Below are 16,715 nucleotides of genomic sequence, written 5' to 3'. Positions count from 1 at the left end.
TGTAGCCTTGTTACTGCGGGCTGGTGTCCAGAGGCTGTGGCGTCGGGACTGGCACGGTTTCCACGCCATCGACGTCTTTCTGGATCTGGTCCAGCAAGGAGCCTGGCTTGGCCGGCACCTCGGATTTCGGCTTCTCGGCTTGCTGTGCAGGGGCGGTCACGCTGGTGCCGCTGTCCTTGCCCAACAGGGCTTCATCGCGGCTTACGCCAGGCATGAAGTCGCCGGACAGGCTGACAAGCTGGTCATTGCCATTGAAGATGACACTGACGCGCTCCTGCTGGCGCTCACCGCCGCCAGGCTGGATGCTGTAGAGATAATCCCAGCGATCGGCATGGAAAGTGTCGGTCAGCAGGGGATTGCCCATGATAAACCGTACTTGCCGTCGGGTCATTCCCGGGCGTAACTGGTCTATCATATCCTGCGTGACGACATTGCCCTGCTGGATGTCGATTTTGTAAACCCCGGGGAATGAACAACCGGCGAGTGCGAGCAGTCCCACAAAGGTGAAACTGGTTAGCAAGAGCTTGGTGTTTTGCATCGGTGGGCGACTTCCACTATCTTGGCTGGGACAACGTAAACGCCGATCATACCCGTATTAAGAGAAGCTGCGAAGCAGCATCCGCGAGAAAGCTAACCATGGTTGAAAATAGCGAACTACGCAAAGCCGGTCTCAAAGTGACTCTGCCCCGAGTCAAGATTCTACAAATGCTCGATTCTGCCGAGCAGCGCCACATGAGTGCCGAGGATGTTTACAAGGCGCTGATGGAGTCTAATGAAGACGTTGGCCTGGCCACGGTTTACCGTGTCCTGACCCAGTTTGAAGCCGCAGGACTGGTGGTTCGTCATAATTTCGACGGCGGTCATGCAGTGTTTGAATTGGCCGATGGCGGGCACCACGACCATATGGTTGATCTGGATACCAATGAGGTTATTGAGTTCACCAGCCCTGAGATCGAAGCGCTGCAGCATAAGATCGCTGAGGAGCATGGCTTCGATTTGGTCGACCATAATCTGGTGCTGTACATCCGTAAGAAAAAGTAAAAATCGACGCAGATTCGCTCTGTGAAACGATTGAAGGCGACCCTAGGGTCGCCTTCGTGCTTTATATAAGAAGCAAAATGCTCGCCTCAAGCCTTCGCGGCGACGACCATTTTCTTCGCGTGAGCCAGAGATTCCTTGGTCAAATCAATACCGCCGAGCATTCGCGCCACTTCTTCCACGCGCTCGGACTTGTTCAGCTTGGAAACCGCCGTGCGCGTCGCGTCGCTGCCTCGCACCTTGTGCACGAACAAATGCTGATGCCCCTGGGCTGCCACTTGCGGTAGGTGGGTCACCGTAAGCACCTGGCCACGATCCCCCAGGCGTCGCAACAATTGGCCAACAATCTCCGCTGTCGGCCCGCCAATGCCAACGTCCACTTCATCGAACACCAGCGTCGGTACGCGCGAGGTTTGCGCGGTGATGACCTGGATTGCCAGGCTGATCCGTGAAAGCTCGCCGCCGGAAGCGACTTTTGCCAGGGCTTTGAGCGGCTGCCCCGGGTTGGCACTGACCAGGAGCTCCACCTGTTCCAGTCCATGGGGTTGCAGCTCATTGCTGGTGTTGGCGTTTAACTGGATGGTGAAGCGGCCACCGGGCATGCCCAGGCGCTGGATTTCCTGCTCCACCGCGCCGGCCAGGCGGGTAGCGGCCTGCTGGCGGAGGTCGCTCAGCTCGCGTGCCTTTTCCTGGTAATGGCGCGCGAAGGAGGCGAGTTCTTCGCCGAGGCGTTCAATGGACTCGTCGTTCGCGTTCAGTGTCTCGATTTCGTCCAGCAATTTTTGCTGCATCGCCGCCACTTCAGTGGGCTGGATCCGATGCTTGCGCGCCAGGGTGTAGATGGTGTCCAGGCGCTCTTCTATTTCCTGCAGGCGTGCCGGGTCGGCATCGAAATGATCGAGAAAGCGGTTCAGCTCACCGACCGCTTCCTCTACCTGGATCTGCGCGCTGGTCAACAAAGTAGTGGCTTCAGTCAGCGAGCCGGATGCGTTATTCACGCTGGACAGGCGATTGAGGCTCGCCGTCAGTGCGTTAAGCACATTGCCCGAATCACTTTCGCTGCATTGCTCGACCACCTGGCGACAGATACCCAGCAGCGTCTCGGCGTTGGTCAGGTTCTTGTGTTCCTGCTCAAGCTGCTCCAGTTCGTTCTCGCCCAGGCCCAGGCTTTCAAGCTCTTCGAGTTGATAGCTGAGCAATTGATGGCGAGCGCGTTGCTCGTCGCCGGAGTTGGAAAGGCGCTCCAGTTCCTGGCGGGTCTGGCGCCAGCGCTGGGCAGCCAGTTGAACCTGGCGTGCAAGGTCGGTGGCGCCGGCGTACTCGTCGAGCAAGCGGCGATGAGTGTCGGTTTTAAGCAGGGATTGGTGTTCATGCTGGCTGTGGATATCGATCAGCAATTCGCCCAGGGCTTTCAGGTCGCCGAGGGGACAGGGCGTGCCGTTGATATAGCCACGTGAGCGTCCTTCGGCGGTGATCACCCGGCGCAGAATGCACGGCCCCTCATTGTTGAGGTCGCGCTCGGCGAGCCAGGTTTCGGCTTCGGGAATGTCCGCCAGATCGAAGGTGGCCAGGATATCGGCCTTGTCGGCGCCCGGGCGCACCACGCCGCTGTCGGCGCGGTCTCCGAGGGTAAGGCCGAGGGCGTCGAGCATGATTGACTTGCCGGCGCCGGTCTCACCTGTGATTACGCTCATGCCGCGATCCAGTTCGAGATCCAGGTGTTCAACGATGGCGTAGTTGTGTACGGACAGGTGCACGAGCATGAAGGTCGCTCCCAGGCTTTAGGTCTGGTTATTTATACAGTGTTTTGTTCTGGGCTGACAATCCTGTCGCTTAGCTCGATTTGCTTGGTTTTAGGTTTTTTTTAGCGCAATGCGCAATGACGGCGCGGGAAATGCTCCGCGGTGCACGAAAGACTTTTGGTAACGCCTGCGCCCTTGAACCTGAAAATTGTGGCCCCATATACCGGAACAGAAGCGCGAGTTGAGTTCGCGCATGATTTTGAAAGGAGAAATCTATGGCTGACGAACAGACGCAGGATACGCAAACGCCAGACGCCAATTCGGCTGCCGGCGATGAACTGGGGACTCGTGTGCAAGTGCTCGAAGAGCAACTGGCCGCAGCGCAGGATCAGTCGTTGCGTGTTGCCGCTGATCTGCAGAACGTCCGCCGCCGTGCCGAGCAGGACGTAGAAAAGGCTCACAAATTCGCGTTGGAAAAATTCGCCAATGACCTGCTGCCGATTGTCGACAGCCTGGAGCGTGGCCTTGAGTTGTCCAATCCGGATGACGAAAACATCCGCCCAATGCGCGAGGGGATCGAGCTGACCCTGAAAATGTTCCAGGACACCCTGAAGCGCTATCAGCTGGAAGCTATCGATCCGCAAGGCGGTGAGCCGTTCAACGCCGAGCACCATCAGGCCATGGCGATGCAGGAAAGCCACGACCTTGAGCCTAACAGCGTATTGAAGGTGTTCCAAAAGGGCTATCTGCTTAACGGCCGCCTGTTGCGCCCGGCGATGGTGGTGGTGAGCAAGGCTCCTGCACCCGTTTCGCCTTCTATTGATGAGCAGGCTTGAAATCCGCCGCAAGGCCCCCATTTATAAGTCAAGCGTTTAAGTGCTACCGCAGTTAGCCACAACTGCTGCGGCAACCAAATTCAAGTTTCGGGAGAGTGAATCATGGGCAAAATTATCGGTATCGACCTGGGGACCACCAACTCGTGCGTCTCGGTCATGGAAAACGGCAAGGCCAAAGTTATTGAAAACGCTGAAGGCGCGCGTACCACGCCGTCGATCATCGCTTACGCCAACGACGGCGAGATCCTGGTCGGTCAGTCGGCCAAGCGCCAGGCTGTGACCAACCCGCACAACACCCTGTACGCGGTAAAACGTCTGATCGGTCGTAAATTCGACGAAGAAGTCGTACAGAAAGACATCAAGATGGTGCCTTACAAAATCGCCAAGGCTGACAACGGTGACGCCTGGGTTGAAGTAAATGGCAACAAGATGTCTGCGCCACAGATTTCGGCTGAAGTCCTGAAGAAAATGAAGAAGACCGCCGAAGACTACCTCGGCGAGACTGTGACCGAAGCAGTGATCACCGTTCCGGCCTACTTCAACGACAGCCAGCGCCAGGCGACCAAAGACGCCGGCCGCATTGCGGGCCTGGACGTAAAACGTATCATCAACGAGCCGACCGCAGCTGCCCTGGCTTACGGTATGGACAAGGCCAAAGGCGACCACACCGTGATCGTTTATGACTTGGGCGGTGGTACTTTCGACGTTTCGGTCATCGAAATTGCTGAAGTAGACGGCGAGCATCAGTTCGAAGTATTGGCCACCAACGGCGACACTTTCCTGGGTGGTGAAGACTTCGACATCCGTCTGATCGACTACCTCGTTGACGAATTCAAGAAAGAAAGCGGCATGAACCTCAAGGGTGACCCGCTGGCGATGCAGCGCCTGAAAGAAGCTGCTGAAAAAGCCAAGATCGAGCTGTCGTCGAGCATGTCCACTGACGTGAACCTGCCGTACATCACTGCGGACGCTACCGGTCCTAAGCACTTGAACGTGAAGATTTCTCGCGCCAAGTTGGAAGCACTGGTTGAAGACCTGGTTCAGCGCACCATCGAACCTTGCCGCATTGCGTTGAAAGACGCCGGTATCGACGTTGGCTCGATCAACGACGTGATCCTGGTCGGTGGCCAGACCCGTATGCCGCTGGTACAGCAGAAAGTAACCGAGTTCTTCGGTAAAGAAGCACGTAAAGACGTGAACCCGGACGAAGCGGTTGCCATGGGTGCTGCCATCCAGGGTGCGGTATTGGCCGGTGACGTGAAAGACGTGCTGCTGCTGGACGTCAGCCCGCTGACCCTGGGTATCGAAACCATGGGTGGCGTGATGACCGCGCTGATCGAGAAAAACACCACGATTCCTACCAAGAAATCCCAGGTGTTCTCGACTGCCGATGACAACCAGGGCGCCGTGACCATTCACGTGCTGCAAGGCGAGCGTAAGCAAGCTGCGCAGAACAAGTCCCTGGGCAAGTTTGACCTGGCTGAGATTCCACCAGCACCACGTGGCGTGCCGCAGATCGAAGTGACCTTCGACATCGACGCCAACGGCATCTTGCACGTGGGTGCGAAGGACAAGGCTACCGGCAAAGAGCAAAAGATCACCATCAAGGCCAACTCCGGTCTGTCTGATGAAGAAATTCAACAGATGATTCGTGATGCTGAAGCCAACGCTGATGCGGATGCCAAGTTCGCTGAGCTGGCTGGCGCCCGTAACCAGGGTGACGCGCTGGTTCACTCGACGCGCAAAATGGTCGCTGACGCTGGCGACAAAGTGACTGCCGAAGAGAAGGCTGCAATCGAAGCCGCCGTGGTTGCTCTGGAAGCAGCTATCAAAGGCGACGACAAGGCTGCTATCGAAGCCAAGGTTGAGGAGCTGTCGAAGGTTTCCGCGCCAGTGGCTCAGAAAATGTACGCCGAGCAAGGCCAGCCGGCCGAAGGTGCTGCGCAACAAGCAGAGCCTGAAGCCAAGCATGACGATGTTGTCGATGCCGAGTTCGAAGAAGTCAAAGACCAGAAGTAACTTGGTCGCCCGGTTGACCGCTCACAAGCGGTGACTGGTAGGATGTCGCCGCGCGGGAGCTTGCTCCCGCGTTGGCGTGTCTGGGGTATGCGAATTTTTACAGTATGCGACAGCGTTCGGATGCTGGCGGTGTGATCGGGAATGCTCCTGCTTTCCGAGCAGTAAATACCGCATTTTTAGACGGGTGACCGGCTAAAAAGCAGTAATGACCAGGATCGTTGAATCGACGTGAGTTGGGTCCGGGCCTGCATAGGGGCTCAACGAGTTTGGCGAGGCTCAGGAGGGTCTGGCTGAACGTCCTTAAGAGTGCAAAGACTTATGGCAAAGCGTGACTATTACGAAGTATTGGGTGTGGAGCGTGGCTCCAGCGAGGCGGACCTGAAAAAGGCTTACCGTCGCCTGGCGATGAAGCACCACCCGGACCGTAATCCGGATAGCAAAGAATCCGAAGAAATGTTCAAAGAGGCCAATGAGGCCTACGAATGTCTGTCTGACCCCAACAAGCGTGCAGCCTACGACCAGTATGGGCATGCCGGTGTCGACCCAAGCATGGGCGGCGGCGGTGCCGGTTTTGGTGGCCAGAACTTCTCCGATATCTTCGGCGATGTGTTCAGTGATTTCTTTGGCGGTGGCCGTGGTGGCCAGCGTGGCGGCGCCCAGCGTGGCAGCGACTTGCGTTACACCCTGGAGTTGAACCTGGAGGAAGCCGTGCGCGGCACCAGCGTCAACATCCGCGTACCGACGCTGGTCAACTGCAAGCCGTGCGACGGCTCGGGTGCAAAGAAAGGCTCTTCGCCCATCACCTGCCCTACCTGCGGCGGTATCGGTCAGGTTCGTATGCAGCAGGGCTTCTTCTCGGTGCAGCAAACCTGCCCGCGCTGCCATGGCCAGGGCAAGATCATTTCCGATCCGTGCGACTCCTGTCATGGCGAAGGTCGTGTCGAAGAGTACAAGACGCTGTCGGTGAAAGTGCCGGCGGGTGTGGACACCGGCGATCGCATCCGTCTGTCGGGTGAGGGTGAGGCGGGTACGCAGGGCGGGCCTACAGGCGACCTGTACGTGGTCATCAATGTGCGCGAGCACTCGATCTTCCAGCGCGATGGCAAGCACCTGTTCTGTGAAGTGCCGATCAGCTTTGTCGATGCGGCGCTAGGCGGCGAGCTCGAGATTCCGACCCTCGATGGTCGGGTCAAGCTCAAGATCCCTGAGGGCACGCAGACCGGCAAGCAGTTCCGCATCCGCGGCAAGGGCGTTGCGCCGGTGCGCGGCGGTGGTGCTGGCGACCTGATGTGTCGTGTGGCGGTGGAAACGCCTGTCAATCTGAACCGCCGTCAGCGTGAGTTGCTGGAAGAGTTTCGCAGTTCGTTGGCGGGTGATGACTCTCACTCACCAAAAACCACGGGCTTTTTCGATGGTGTGAAGCGCTTCTTCGGCGACCTGTAAGGAATTGAGTATGCGACGTATAGCCGTAATGGGCGCTGCCGGGCGCATGGGCAAGACGCTGGTCGAAGCGGTGCAACTGCGCTCGCCGGCGTCAGGGCTGACCGCGGCGATCGTTCGCCCGGGCAGTACGTTGATTGGTGCCGATGCCGGTGAGCTGGCCTCGCTGGGTCGTATCGGCGTTTCGTTGTCCGGCAACCTGGAGCAGGTGGCGGACGAGTTCGACGTGTTGATCGATTTCACGCTGCCTGAGGTGATGCTGAAAAACCTCGCGTTCTGCCGTAAGGCCGGCAAGGCGATGGTGATCGGTACTACGGGTTTGACGCTTGAGCAGAAGCAACTGCTGGTGGAGGCGGGCAAGGATATTCCGATCGTCTTCGCCGCCAACTTCAGCGTCGGTGTGAACCTGTCGCTCAAGCTGCTTGATCTGGCGGCGCGCGTGCTGGGAGATGAGGCCGATATCGAGATCATCGAAACCCATCACCGCCACAAGATCGACGCACCGTCGGGTACAGCGCTGCGCATGGGCGAGGCGATTGCCGATGCGCTGGGTCGCGACTTGTCAAAAGTGGCGGTGTACGGCCGCGAAGGCCATACCGGTGCGCGTGCACGTGACACCATTGGTTTTGCAACCGTGCGCGGTGGCGATGTGGTGGGTGACCACACCGTGTTGTTCGCCACCGAGGGCGAGCGCCTGGAAATCACACACAAGGCGTCCAGTCGCATGACGTTTGCCAAGGGGGCGGTACGTGCCGCGCTCTGGCTGGAAGGTCGCGAGGCGGGCCTCTATGACATGCGTGATGTGCTTGATCTGCACTAATCAGTAGCTTAAACAGGGCCTCAAGCTTATGCTTAGGCCCCGTTTTTACCCGCTAGGCGACGCCCTGTCGCATTCTCCTGCCTTTAAGGCTCATTAGCGGTGGACCAAAAAAGCCTTTTTCTGTAAGCTACAGCTTTAGTGTGTCCACTAAAAGCGCGCAGAATAATTCAGTGAAGAAGCGGGGTGACGTGTCCATACGTCACTCCGCTTTTTTACAACCTGCGATCGCCCTTTCAGGCTTTATTTACGGGAGGTCTTCTTGACTAAGCCAGCCATACTCGCCCTTGCTGATGGCAGCATTTTTCGCGGCGAAGCCATTGGAGCCGACGGTCAAACCGTTGGAGAGGTAGTGTTTAACACTGCCATGACCGGCTATCAGGAAATCCTTACCGATCCTTCCTACGCCCAACAGATCGTTACCCTGACCTATCCGCACATCGGCAACACCGGCACCACGCCGGAAGACGTCGAGTCTGATCGTGTCTGGTCGGCCGGTCTGGTGATTCGCGACCTGCCTCTGGTTGCGAGCAACTGGCGTAACACGATGTCGCTGTCCGATTACCTGAAAGCCAACAATGTTGTGGCGATCGCCGGTATCGATACGCGTCGCCTCACGCGCATCCTGCGTGAAAAGGGCTCGCAGAACGGCTGCATCATGGTCGGTGACAATATTTCCGAAGAGGCGGCGATTGCCGCAGCCCAAGGTTTCCCTGGCCTGAAGGGCATGGACCTGGCGAAAGTCGTCAGCGTCAAAGAGAAGTACGAGTGGCGCTCCACTGTCTGGGACTTGAAGACCGACAGTCACGCGACCATCGACGCTGCCGAGCTGCCCTACCATGTAGTGGCCTACGACTACGGCGTCAAATACAACATCCTGCGCATGCTGGTCGAGCGTGGCTGCCGCGTCACCGTGGTGCCTGCACAGACCCCGGCCAGCGAAGTGCTCGCGCTGCAACCGGACGGTGTGTTCCTGTCCAACGGCCCGGGTGACCCTGAGCCGTGCGACTACGCCATCCAGGCGATCAAGGAAGTGCTGGAAACCGAGATTCCGGTATTCGGTATCTGCCTGGGCCACCAGTTGCTGGCCCTGGCCTCCGGCGCCAAAACCCTGAAAATGGGCCACGGCCATCATGGTGCCAACCATCCCGTACAGGATCTGGATACCGGTGTTGTGATGATCACCAGCCAGAACCACGGTTTTGCGGTGGACGAAGCGACCTTGCCGGCTAACGTGCGCGCCATTCACAAGTCGCTGTTCGACGGTTCCCTGCAGGGTATCGAGCGCACCGACAAGAGCGCGTTCAGCTTCCAGGGCCACCCTGAAGCCAGCCCGGGCCCGAACGACGTAGCGCCGCTGTTCGACCGTTTCATCAATGAGATGGCCAAGCGACGCTGACTGAGCGGCGTGCGGGCGGCCCCTGACTTCGGTGGCCCCCGCAGGCTCTTCAAGGATTGTTCAAGACGGCTTGCCGACTGACCTGCGGATTTGAGTGACAAACCCATGCCAAAACGTACAGACATAAAAAGCATCCTGATTCTCGGCGCTGGCCCGATCGTGATCGGCCAGGCCTGCGAATTCGACTATTCCGGCGCCCAGGCCTGTAAAGCCCTGCGCGAAGAGGGCTACCGCGTCATCCTGGTGAACTCCAACCCGGCCACCATCATGACCGACCCGGACATGGCCGACGCCACCTACATCGAACCGATCAAGTGGCAGACCGTTGCCAGGATCATCGAGAAAGAGCGTCCGGACGCGTTGTTGCCAACCATGGGCGGCCAGACCGCACTGAACTGCGCCCTGGACCTGGAGCGCGAAGGCGTCCTGGAAAAGTTCGGCGTAGAGATGATCGGTGCCAACGCCGACACCATCGACAAGGCTGAAGACCGTTCGCGTTTCGACAAGGCCATGAAGTCCATCGGCCTTGACTGTCCGCGCTCCGGTATTGCCCACAGCATGGAAGAGGCCAACGCGGTCCTCGAAAAGCTGGGCTTCCCCTGCATTATCCGTCCGTCCTTCACCATGGGCGGCACTGGTGGCGGCATTGCCTACAACCGTGAAGAGTTCGAAGAAATCTGCGCCCGTGGCCTGGATTTGTCTCCGACCAAAGAGCTGCTGATCGACGAATCCCTGATCGGCTGGAAAGAGTATGAGATGGAGGTTGTCCGCGATAAGAAGGACAACTGCATCATCGTCTGCTCCATCGAAAACTTCGACCCGATGGGCGTGCACACCGGTGATTCGATCACCGTGGCTCCAGCGCAGACCCTGACGGACAAGGAATACCAGATCATGCGTAACGCCTCGTTGGCGGTATTGCGTGAGATCGGCGTTGAAACCGGTGGTTCCAACGTTCAGTTCGGCATCTGCCCGGACACCGGTCGCATGGTCGTGATCGAGATGAACCCGCGTGTGTCGCGTTCTTCGGCGCTGGCATCCAAAGCGACTGGCTTCCCGATTGCGCGTATCGCTGCCAAGCTGGCGATCGGTTACACCTTGGACGAGCTGCAAAACGAAATCACGGGCGGCGCCATGCCGGCGTCTTTCGAGCCGTCTATCGACTATGTCGTGACCAAGCTGCCGCGCTTTGCCTTCGAGAAATTCGCCAAGGCTGATGCACGCCTGACCACCCAGATGAAATCGGTCGGTGAAGTCATGGCGATCGGCCGGACCTTCCAGGAGTCCTTGCAGAAAGCCCTGCGCGGCCTGGAAGTCGGTGTTTGTGGCCTGGACGAAAAGCTCGACCTGAGCAACCCGGAAAGCATGAGCATCCTCAAGCGCGAGCTGACCGTGCCGGGTGCCGAGCGTATCTGGTATGTGGCGGACGCCTTCCGCGCCGGCCTGAGCGTCGAAGATATCTTCGGCATGAACATGATCGACCCGTGGTTCCTGGTGCAGATCGAAGATCTGATCAAGGAAGAAGAGAAGGTCAAGACCCTCGGTCTGTCGTCTATCGACCGCGACCTGATGTTCCGCCTCAAGCGCAAAGGCTTCTCCGACCAGCGCCTGGCCAAGCTGCTGGGTGTGACCGAGAAGAACCTGCGTACCCATCGCCACAAGCTGGATATCTTCCCGGTCTACAAGCGCGTTGACACTTGCGCAGCCGAGTTCGCTACCGACACCGCGTACATGTACTCCACCTATGAGGAGGAGTGCGAAGCCGCGCCGTCGGGCCGCGACAAGATCATCATCCTGGGCGGCGGTCCGAACCGTATCGGCCAGGGCATCGAGTTCGACTATTGCTGCGTACACGCCGCCCTTGCACTGCGCGAAGACGGGTATGAGACCATCATGGTCAACTGCAACCCGGAAACGGTTTCCACTGACTACGACACGTCCGACCGCCTGTACTTCGAGCCGGTGACGCTGGAAGACGTACTGGAAATCTGCCGCGTCGAGAAGCCAAAAGGCGTGATCGTCCAGTACGGCGGCCAAACCCCGCTGAAACTGGCGCGTGCCCTGGAAGCGGCCGGCGTGCCGATCATCGGTACCAGCCCGGACGCCATCGACCGCGCCGAAGACCGCGAGCGCTTCCAGCAGATGGTTGAACGCCTGAACCTGCGTCAGCCGCCAAACGCCACCGTGCGCAGCGAAGACGAAGCCATCCGCGCAGCCAGCAAGATCGGCTACCCGCTGGTGGTGCGTCCGTCCTACGTACTGGGCGGGCGGGCGATGGAAATCGTCTACGAAGAAGAAGAGCTCAAGCGTTACCTGCGTGATGCAGTGAAGGTGTCCAACGACAGCCCTGTGCTGCTCGACCACTTCCTCAACTGCGCCATCGAGATGGATGTGGATGCGGTTTGCGACGGTACCGACGTGGTCATCGGCGCGATCATGCAGCACATCGAACAGGCTGGCGTTCACTCCGGTGACTCCGCGTGCTCGCTGCCGCCGTACTCGCTGCCTGCGCATATCCAGGACGAAATGCGCGAACAGGTCAAGAAGATGGCCCTGGAGCTGGGCGTGGTCGGCCTGATGAACGTACAGTTGGCGCTGCAAGGCGAAGACATCTACGTCATCGAAGTCAACCCGCGTGCCTCGCGTACCGTACCGTTCGTGTCCAAGTGCATCGGCGTGTCCCTGGCCATGATCGCTGCTCGCGTGATGGCGGGTAAGACCCTGAAGGAAATCGGCTTCACCAAGGAAATCATCCCGAACTTCTACAGTGTGAAAGAGGCGGTGTTCCCATTCGCCAAATTCCCTGGTGTGGACCCGATCCTGGGCCCGGAGATGAAGTCCACCGGTGAAGTGATGGGTGTGGGCGATACCTTCGGCGAAGCGTTTGCCAAGGCGCAGATGGGTGCCAGCGAAGTGCTGCCGACCGGTGGCACTGCGTTCATCAGCGTGCGTGATGACGACAAGCCACTGGTTGCGGGCGTGGCTCGTGATCTGATCAACTTGGGCTTTGAAGTCGTGGCTACCGCCGGGACCGCCAAGCTGATCGAGGCTGCCGGCCTGAAAGTACGTCGCGTGAACAAGGTGACGGAAGGCCGTCCGCACGTGGTCGACATGATCAAGAATGACGAAGTCACGCTGATCATCAACACCACCGAAGGTCGTCAGTCGATCGCGGACTCCTATTCCATTCGTCGTAATGCCCTGCAGCACAAGATCTACTGCACCACCACCATCGCTGCAGGCGAAGCTATCTGCGAAGCGCTCAAGTTCGGTCCGGAAAAGACCGTGCGCCGCTTGCAGGATCTACACGCAGGATTGAAGGCATGAGCATAACCAAATACCCGATGACCGTTCAGGGCGCTCGCGCCCTGGAAGAGGAGCACGCCCATCTGACCAAGGTCGTACGTCCAAAGCTGAGCCAGGACATCGGTACGGCCCGCGAGCTGGGTGACTTGAAGGAAAACGCCGAATACCACGCTGCTCGCGAGCAGCAGGGTATGGTCGAGGCGCGGATCCGTGATATCGAAGGCCGTATGCAGAATGCGGTGATCATCGACGTCACGACCATCCCGCATACTGGCAAGGTGATCTTCGGCACCACGGTGGAAATCGCCAACGTCGAGACGGATGAGCGCGTTGTCTACCAAATCGTGGGCGAAGACGAAGCTGACTTCAAACTCGGCAAGATCTCTGTTGGTTCGCCGTTGGCCCGCGCCTTGATCGCCAAAGAAGAAGGCGATGTGGTTGCCGTGAAAACGCCGAGCGGCGTGATCGAGTACGAGATTGTCGAAGTTCGTCACATCTGAAACACGGCGCCCGCTTCGCGCGGGCGCCATGCTTTGGCAGCTGTCCCAGATGCTTTGGGTCGGTGGCCTGTGGTTGTTGCACATTGGCGTGTTGCCGGCGCTGGGTTTGATAGGCCTGGCACCGTTGCTGATCGATGAGGTCGACGGACTGCTGAGTGCGTTGCTGGTGGGGTTTTCCGCAGCGTGCGTGACGCTCCAGGCGCTGGTGCTGGTCAGGGCTGAAGGCTTGGAGAGTTTGTGGCGGGATATTCGCGGCCAACTGCTGTTGATGGCGCTGTATGCGTGCGCAATGTATTGCATTGTGCATGTGTGGCTACCGCAAGCGTTGCGCTGGCAGTTATTCAGCTATCTTGTGCTAGGGTTTTCTGGCTTGGTGCTAGCGATACAGCCTGCGCTGGGATGGAGTGGCGGGGCGCGCAAAGCACGCCCTTGACCCTTGTCATCATTTGAAGCGATGAACGTTCGACAATTGCTTGTTGACGTTGAAGTTCTTGCGATGCAGCAGCGCCATCTTGCCGATAACCTGAACCAGGTCCGCTTTGCCAACCTTGCACAGTTCTGCAACGGCGGCCAGACGCGCTTCGCGATCAAGGATATTGACCTTGATCTTGATCAGTTCATGATCATTGAGTGCGCGTTCGAATTCGGCTAACACACCTTCAGTCAAACCGTTGTCTGCCACCATCAGAACTGGTTTCAGATGGTGGCCAATGGATTTGTACTGTTTCTTCTGCTCTTGAGTGAGCGGCATAATCTGACCCCTGCGTCTGATCTTGTAAAAAGCGGCGGCCAGTTTACCCGAGCGAGTCCGGGACCGCCCAGTTAATCACGACCCGTTTTATTTTCGAGGTGGCCCGTGGCCCGTTCCAAAACCAGCCTTAAGTGGCTACAAGAACATTTCAACGATCCTTACGTCAAAAAGGCGCAGAAGGACGGCTACCGTTCCCGGGCCAGTTACAAGCTGCTGGAGATCCAGGACAAGGACAAACTCATCCGGCCTGGCATGAGCGTTATCGACCTCGGCGCGGCTCCCGGTGGCTGGTCCCAAGTGACCAGTCGTCTGATTGGTGGGCAGGGCCGCTTGATCGCTTCCGACATCCTGGAAATGGACAGCATCCCGGATGTGACCTTTGTTCATGGTGACTTCACCCAGGACGCCGTGCTGGCGCAGATCCTCGATGCTGTGGGAAATTCCCAGGTAGACCTTGTGATTTCCGACATGGCCCCCAATATGAGTGGATTACCGGCTGTTGATATGCCGCGCGCCATGTTCCTGTGCGAGTTGGCGCTGGATCTGGCGGGACGGGTGTTGCGCCCGGGGGGTGATTTCCTGGTCAAGGTCTTCCAGGGCGAGGGTTTTGACGAGTACCACAAGAACATCCGCAAGCTGTTTGACAAGGTGCAGACGCGCAAACCTGACTCTTCCCGGGACAGGTCTCGTGAGCAATACCTGCTGTGCCGCGGCTTTCGCGGCGTGGAAGGCGCGGCGAGCGAAGAGCGTTTTTGAGGAATTCGAGGAGGGCGATAGGTTTTTTTATATCGCTTTCGTCACGAAGCTTTACGAATATTGTGTAGTCAAAGTTTCACAAAGGGTTACAGACGGCGCCTGCCAGTGGTGTAGGTAATGTAGTAAGTTAGGCCGGTGAATATCATGCGAAGCGCGCGCCAGTAGCGGAGCTTGCTTCAGAGGGTAGTTAATTGAACGATATGGCAAAGAATCTGATCCTGTGGTTGATCATCGCGGCTGTCCTGGTGACGGTGATGAACAACTTCTCCAGCCCTAACGAGCCGCAGACCCTCAACTATTCCGACTTCATCCAGCAAGTTAAGGATGGCAAGGTCGAGCGCGTAGCGGTTGATGGCTACGTGATTACCGGCAAGCGTGTCGATGGCGATAGCTTCAAGACCATTCGTCCGGCCATTCAGGACAACGGTCTGATCGGCGACCTGGTGGACAACAAGGTCGTTGTGGAGGGCAAGCAGCCTGAACAGCAGAGCATCTGGACTCAGCTGCTTGTAGCCAGCTTCCCGATCCTGGTGATTATCGCCGTGTTCATGTTCTTCATGCGCCAGATGCAAGGTGGCGCGGGAGGCAAGGGCGGGCCGATGAGCTTCGGCAAGAGCAAGGCGCGACTGCTCTCGGAGGACCAGGTAAAAACGACCCTGGCCGATGTCGCCGGCTGCGACGAAGCCAAGGAAGAAGTGGGCGAACTGGTCGAGTTCCTGCGCGATCCGGGCAAGTTCCAGCGCCTGGGTGGGCGTATTCCTCGCGGTGTGCTGATGGTTGGCCCGCCGGGTACCGGTAAAACCTTGCTGGCCAAGGCGATTGCCGGCGAAGCCAAGGTGCCGTTCTTCACCATTTCCGGTTCTGACTTTGTCGAAATGTTCGTCGGCGTCGGTGCCAGCCGTGTTCGCGATATGTTCGAACAGGCGAAGAAGCACGCGCCCTGCATCATCTTTATTGACGAAATCGACGCCGTTGGTCGCCATCGTGGCGCTGGCATGGGTGGCGGTCATGACGAGCGTGAGCAAACCCTCAACCAGTTGCTGGTAGAGATGGATGGTTTCGAGATGAATGACGGGATCATCGTCATTGCCGCAACCAACCGTCCCGACGTATTGGACCCTGCGCTGCTGCGTCCGGGCCGTTTCGACCGTCAGGTGGTCGTGGGCTTGCCGGATATCCGCGGTCGCGAACAGATCCTTAAAGTACACATGCGCAAAGTGCCGATGGGCGACGACGTGGCTCCGGGTGTAATTGCCCGTGGTACGCCAGGTTTCTCCGGTGCCGACCTTGCCAACCTGGTGAACGAGGCTTCGTTGTTTGCGGCCCGTACCGGCAAGCGCATCGTTGAAATGAAAGAGTTCGAGCTGGCCAAGGACAAGATCATGATGGGCGCTGAGCGCAAATCCATGGTCATGTCCGAGAAAGAAAAACAGAACACCGCTTATCACGAAGCCGGCCACGCCATCGTGGGTCGCGTTGTGCCTGAGCATGACCCGGTCTACAAGGTGTCGATCATTCCGCGCGGTCGTGCGCTGGGCGTGACCATGTTCCTGCCGGAAGAGGATCGTTACAGTCTCTCCAAGCGCGCGCTGATCAGCCAGATCTGCTCGTTGTACGGCGGTCGAATTGCAGAAGAAATGACTCTGGGCTTCGACGGGGTAACCACTGGCGCTTCCAACGACATCATGCGTGCCAGCCAGATCGCACGGAACATGGTGACCAAGTGGGGTTTGTCGGAAAAACTCGGTCCTTTGATGTATGCAGAGGAAGAAGGCGAGGTATTCCTGGGGCGTGGCGGTGGCGGTCAAAGCGCCAGCTTCTCGGGTGAGACAGCCAAGCTGATCGACTCCGAAGTGCGCAGCATCATTGACCAATGCTATGGCACGGCCAGGCAGATCCTCACCGACAATCGTGACAAGCTGGACGCGATGGCGGATGCGCTGATGAAGTACGAGACCATTGATGCCGATCAGATCGACGACATCATGGCCGGACGTACGCCTCGGGAGCCTCGCGATTGGGAAGGCGGTTCGGGTACCTCGGGCACTCCGCCAGTGGTGCAGAATGAGCGTCCTGAAGCCCCAATCGGCGGCCCTGCAGCTGACCATTAA

14 protein-coding genes are annotated in these 16,715 nt (G+C 58.3%); 11 read left to right on the top strand and 3 right to left on the bottom strand.

The window, feature by feature from the left end; all coding sequences use genetic code 11:
* Positions 1-10: 10 nt before the first annotated feature.
* Positions 11-538 (bottom strand): outer membrane protein assembly factor BamE, encoded by a 528-nt coding sequence (locus C4J94_RS23325; protein ID WP_124388250.1) that lies wholly within the window; start codon positions 536-538, stop codon positions 11-13.
* Positions 539-636: 98 nt separating this feature from the next.
* On the opposite strand from C4J94_RS23325, the gene fur reads away from it, so the two are divergent.
* Entirely contained in the window at positions 637-1,041 is a 405-nt protein-coding gene (gene fur / locus C4J94_RS23320; protein ID WP_003194220.1) for a ferric iron uptake transcriptional regulator, read from the top strand.
* Between the two features lie 86 nt (positions 1,042-1,127).
* Here the strand turns inward: fur and recN are convergent, their stop codons facing one another.
* Positions 1,128-2,801, bottom strand: coding sequence for a DNA repair protein RecN (recN, locus tag C4J94_RS23315; protein WP_124388249.1), 1,674 nt, complete (start codon positions 2,799-2,801; stop codon positions 1,128-1,130).
* Between the two features lie 254 nt (positions 2,802-3,055).
* Here recN and grpE point away from each other — a divergent pair, with 254 nt between their 5' ends.
* From grpE to C4J94_RS23275, 8 genes are all read left to right on the top strand, one after another.
* Positions 3,056-3,616, top strand: coding sequence for a nucleotide exchange factor GrpE (grpE, locus tag C4J94_RS23310; protein ID WP_124388248.1), 561 nt, complete (start codon positions 3,056-3,058; stop codon positions 3,614-3,616).
* 102 nt (positions 3,617-3,718) lie between these two features.
* Positions 3,719-5,635, top strand: coding sequence for a molecular chaperone DnaK (dnaK, locus tag C4J94_RS23305; RefSeq protein WP_124388247.1), 1,917 nt, complete (start codon positions 3,719-3,721; stop codon positions 5,633-5,635).
* Positions 5,636-5,953: 318 nt separating this feature from the next.
* On the top strand, positions 5,954-7,078 hold the full coding sequence (dnaJ, locus tag C4J94_RS23300; protein ID WP_124388246.1) for a molecular chaperone DnaJ: 1,125 nt from the start codon (positions 5,954-5,956) through the stop codon (positions 7,076-7,078).
* Positions 7,079-7,088: 10 nt separating this feature from the next.
* Positions 7,089-7,895, top strand: coding sequence for a 4-hydroxy-tetrahydrodipicolinate reductase (gene dapB, locus C4J94_RS23295; protein WP_124388245.1), 807 nt, complete (start codon positions 7,089-7,091; stop codon positions 7,893-7,895).
* 259 nt (positions 7,896-8,154) lie between these two features.
* Complete coding sequence (carA, locus tag C4J94_RS23290; RefSeq protein ID WP_124388244.1) at positions 8,155-9,291, top strand: glutamine-hydrolyzing carbamoyl-phosphate synthase small subunit; 1,137 nt, start codon at positions 8,155-8,157, stop codon at positions 9,289-9,291.
* A gap of 105 nt (positions 9,292-9,396) precedes the next feature.
* A complete protein-coding gene (carB, locus tag C4J94_RS23285) occupies positions 9,397-12,618 on the top strand; it encodes a carbamoyl-phosphate synthase large subunit (protein ID WP_124388243.1) in 3,222 nt (1,073 codons plus the stop codon).
* Between the two features lie 2 nt (positions 12,619-12,620).
* Entirely contained in the window at positions 12,621-13,097 is a 477-nt protein-coding gene (gene greA / locus C4J94_RS23280; RefSeq protein WP_124389035.1) for a transcription elongation factor GreA, read from the top strand.
* A 28-nt stretch (positions 13,098-13,125) separates the two neighbouring features.
* Positions 13,126-13,530 (top strand): MFS transporter, encoded by a 405-nt coding sequence (locus C4J94_RS23275; RefSeq protein WP_124388242.1) that lies wholly within the window; start codon positions 13,126-13,128, stop codon positions 13,528-13,530.
* Between the two features lie 9 nt (positions 13,531-13,539).
* On the opposite strand, the gene C4J94_RS23270 is transcribed toward C4J94_RS23275, so the two are convergent.
* Positions 13,540-13,848: a YhbY family RNA-binding protein gene (locus C4J94_RS23270; RefSeq protein WP_124388241.1), complete on the bottom strand. Its 309-nt coding sequence runs from the start codon at positions 13,846-13,848 to the stop codon at positions 13,540-13,542.
* Positions 13,849-13,953: 105 nt separating this feature from the next.
* Here C4J94_RS23270 and rlmE point away from each other — a divergent pair, with 105 nt between their 5' ends.
* Together rlmE and ftsH are read left to right on the top strand one after the other, a co-directional pair.
* On the top strand, positions 13,954-14,604 hold the full coding sequence (gene rlmE / locus C4J94_RS23265) for a 23S rRNA (uridine(2552)-2'-O)-methyltransferase RlmE (RefSeq protein ID WP_124388240.1): 651 nt from the start codon (positions 13,954-13,956) through the stop codon (positions 14,602-14,604).
* Positions 14,605-14,804: 200 nt separating this feature from the next.
* On the top strand, positions 14,805-16,715 hold the full coding sequence (gene ftsH / locus C4J94_RS23260; protein ID WP_124364440.1) for an ATP-dependent zinc metalloprotease FtsH: 1,911 nt from the start codon (positions 14,805-14,807) through the stop codon (positions 16,713-16,715).

Origin of the sequence: Pseudomonas sp. R5-89-07 (assembly GCF_003851685.1) — a bacterium.
Taxonomy (GTDB): Bacteria; Pseudomonadota; Gammaproteobacteria; order Pseudomonadales; family Pseudomonadaceae; genus Aquipseudomonas.
The sequence above is the reverse complement of the archived record's forward strand: the minus strand, read 5'-3'. Positions and strand labels throughout refer to the sequence as shown.

Excerpts from the sequence above, each read along its gene's own strand:
- dnaJ (WP_124388246.1), top strand. The coding sequence starts at position 5,954 with ATGGCAAAGCGTGACTATTACGAAGTATTGGGTGTGGAGCGTGGCTCC.
- carB (WP_124388243.1), top strand. The coding sequence starts at position 9,397 with ATGCCAAAACGTACAGACATAAAAAGCATCCTGATTCTCGGCGCTGGC.
- ftsH (WP_124364440.1), top strand. The coding sequence starts at position 14,805 with ATGGCAAAGAATCTGATCCTGTGGTTGATCATCGCGGCTGTCCTGGTG.
- dnaK (WP_124388247.1), top strand. The coding sequence starts at position 3,719 with ATGGGCAAAATTATCGGTATCGACCTGGGGACCACCAACTCGTGCGTC.
- grpE (WP_124388248.1), top strand. The coding sequence starts at position 3,056 with ATGGCTGACGAACAGACGCAGGATACGCAAACGCCAGACGCCAATTCG.
- C4J94_RS23270 (WP_124388241.1), bottom strand. The coding sequence starts at position 13,848 with ATGCCGCTCACTCAAGAGCAGAAGAAACAGTACAAATCCATTGGCCAC.
- recN (WP_124388249.1), bottom strand. The coding sequence starts at position 2,801 with ATGCTCGTGCACCTGTCCGTACACAACTACGCCATCGTTGAACACCTG.
- C4J94_RS23275 (WP_124388242.1), top strand. The coding sequence starts at position 13,126 with ATGCTTTGGCAGCTGTCCCAGATGCTTTGGGTCGGTGGCCTGTGGTTG.
- fur (WP_003194220.1), top strand. The coding sequence starts at position 637 with ATGGTTGAAAATAGCGAACTACGCAAAGCCGGTCTCAAAGTGACTCTG.
- dapB (WP_124388245.1), top strand. The coding sequence starts at position 7,089 with ATGCGACGTATAGCCGTAATGGGCGCTGCCGGGCGCATGGGCAAGACG.
- C4J94_RS23325 (WP_124388250.1), bottom strand. The coding sequence starts at position 538 with ATGCAAAACACCAAGCTCTTGCTAACCAGTTTCACCTTTGTGGGACTG.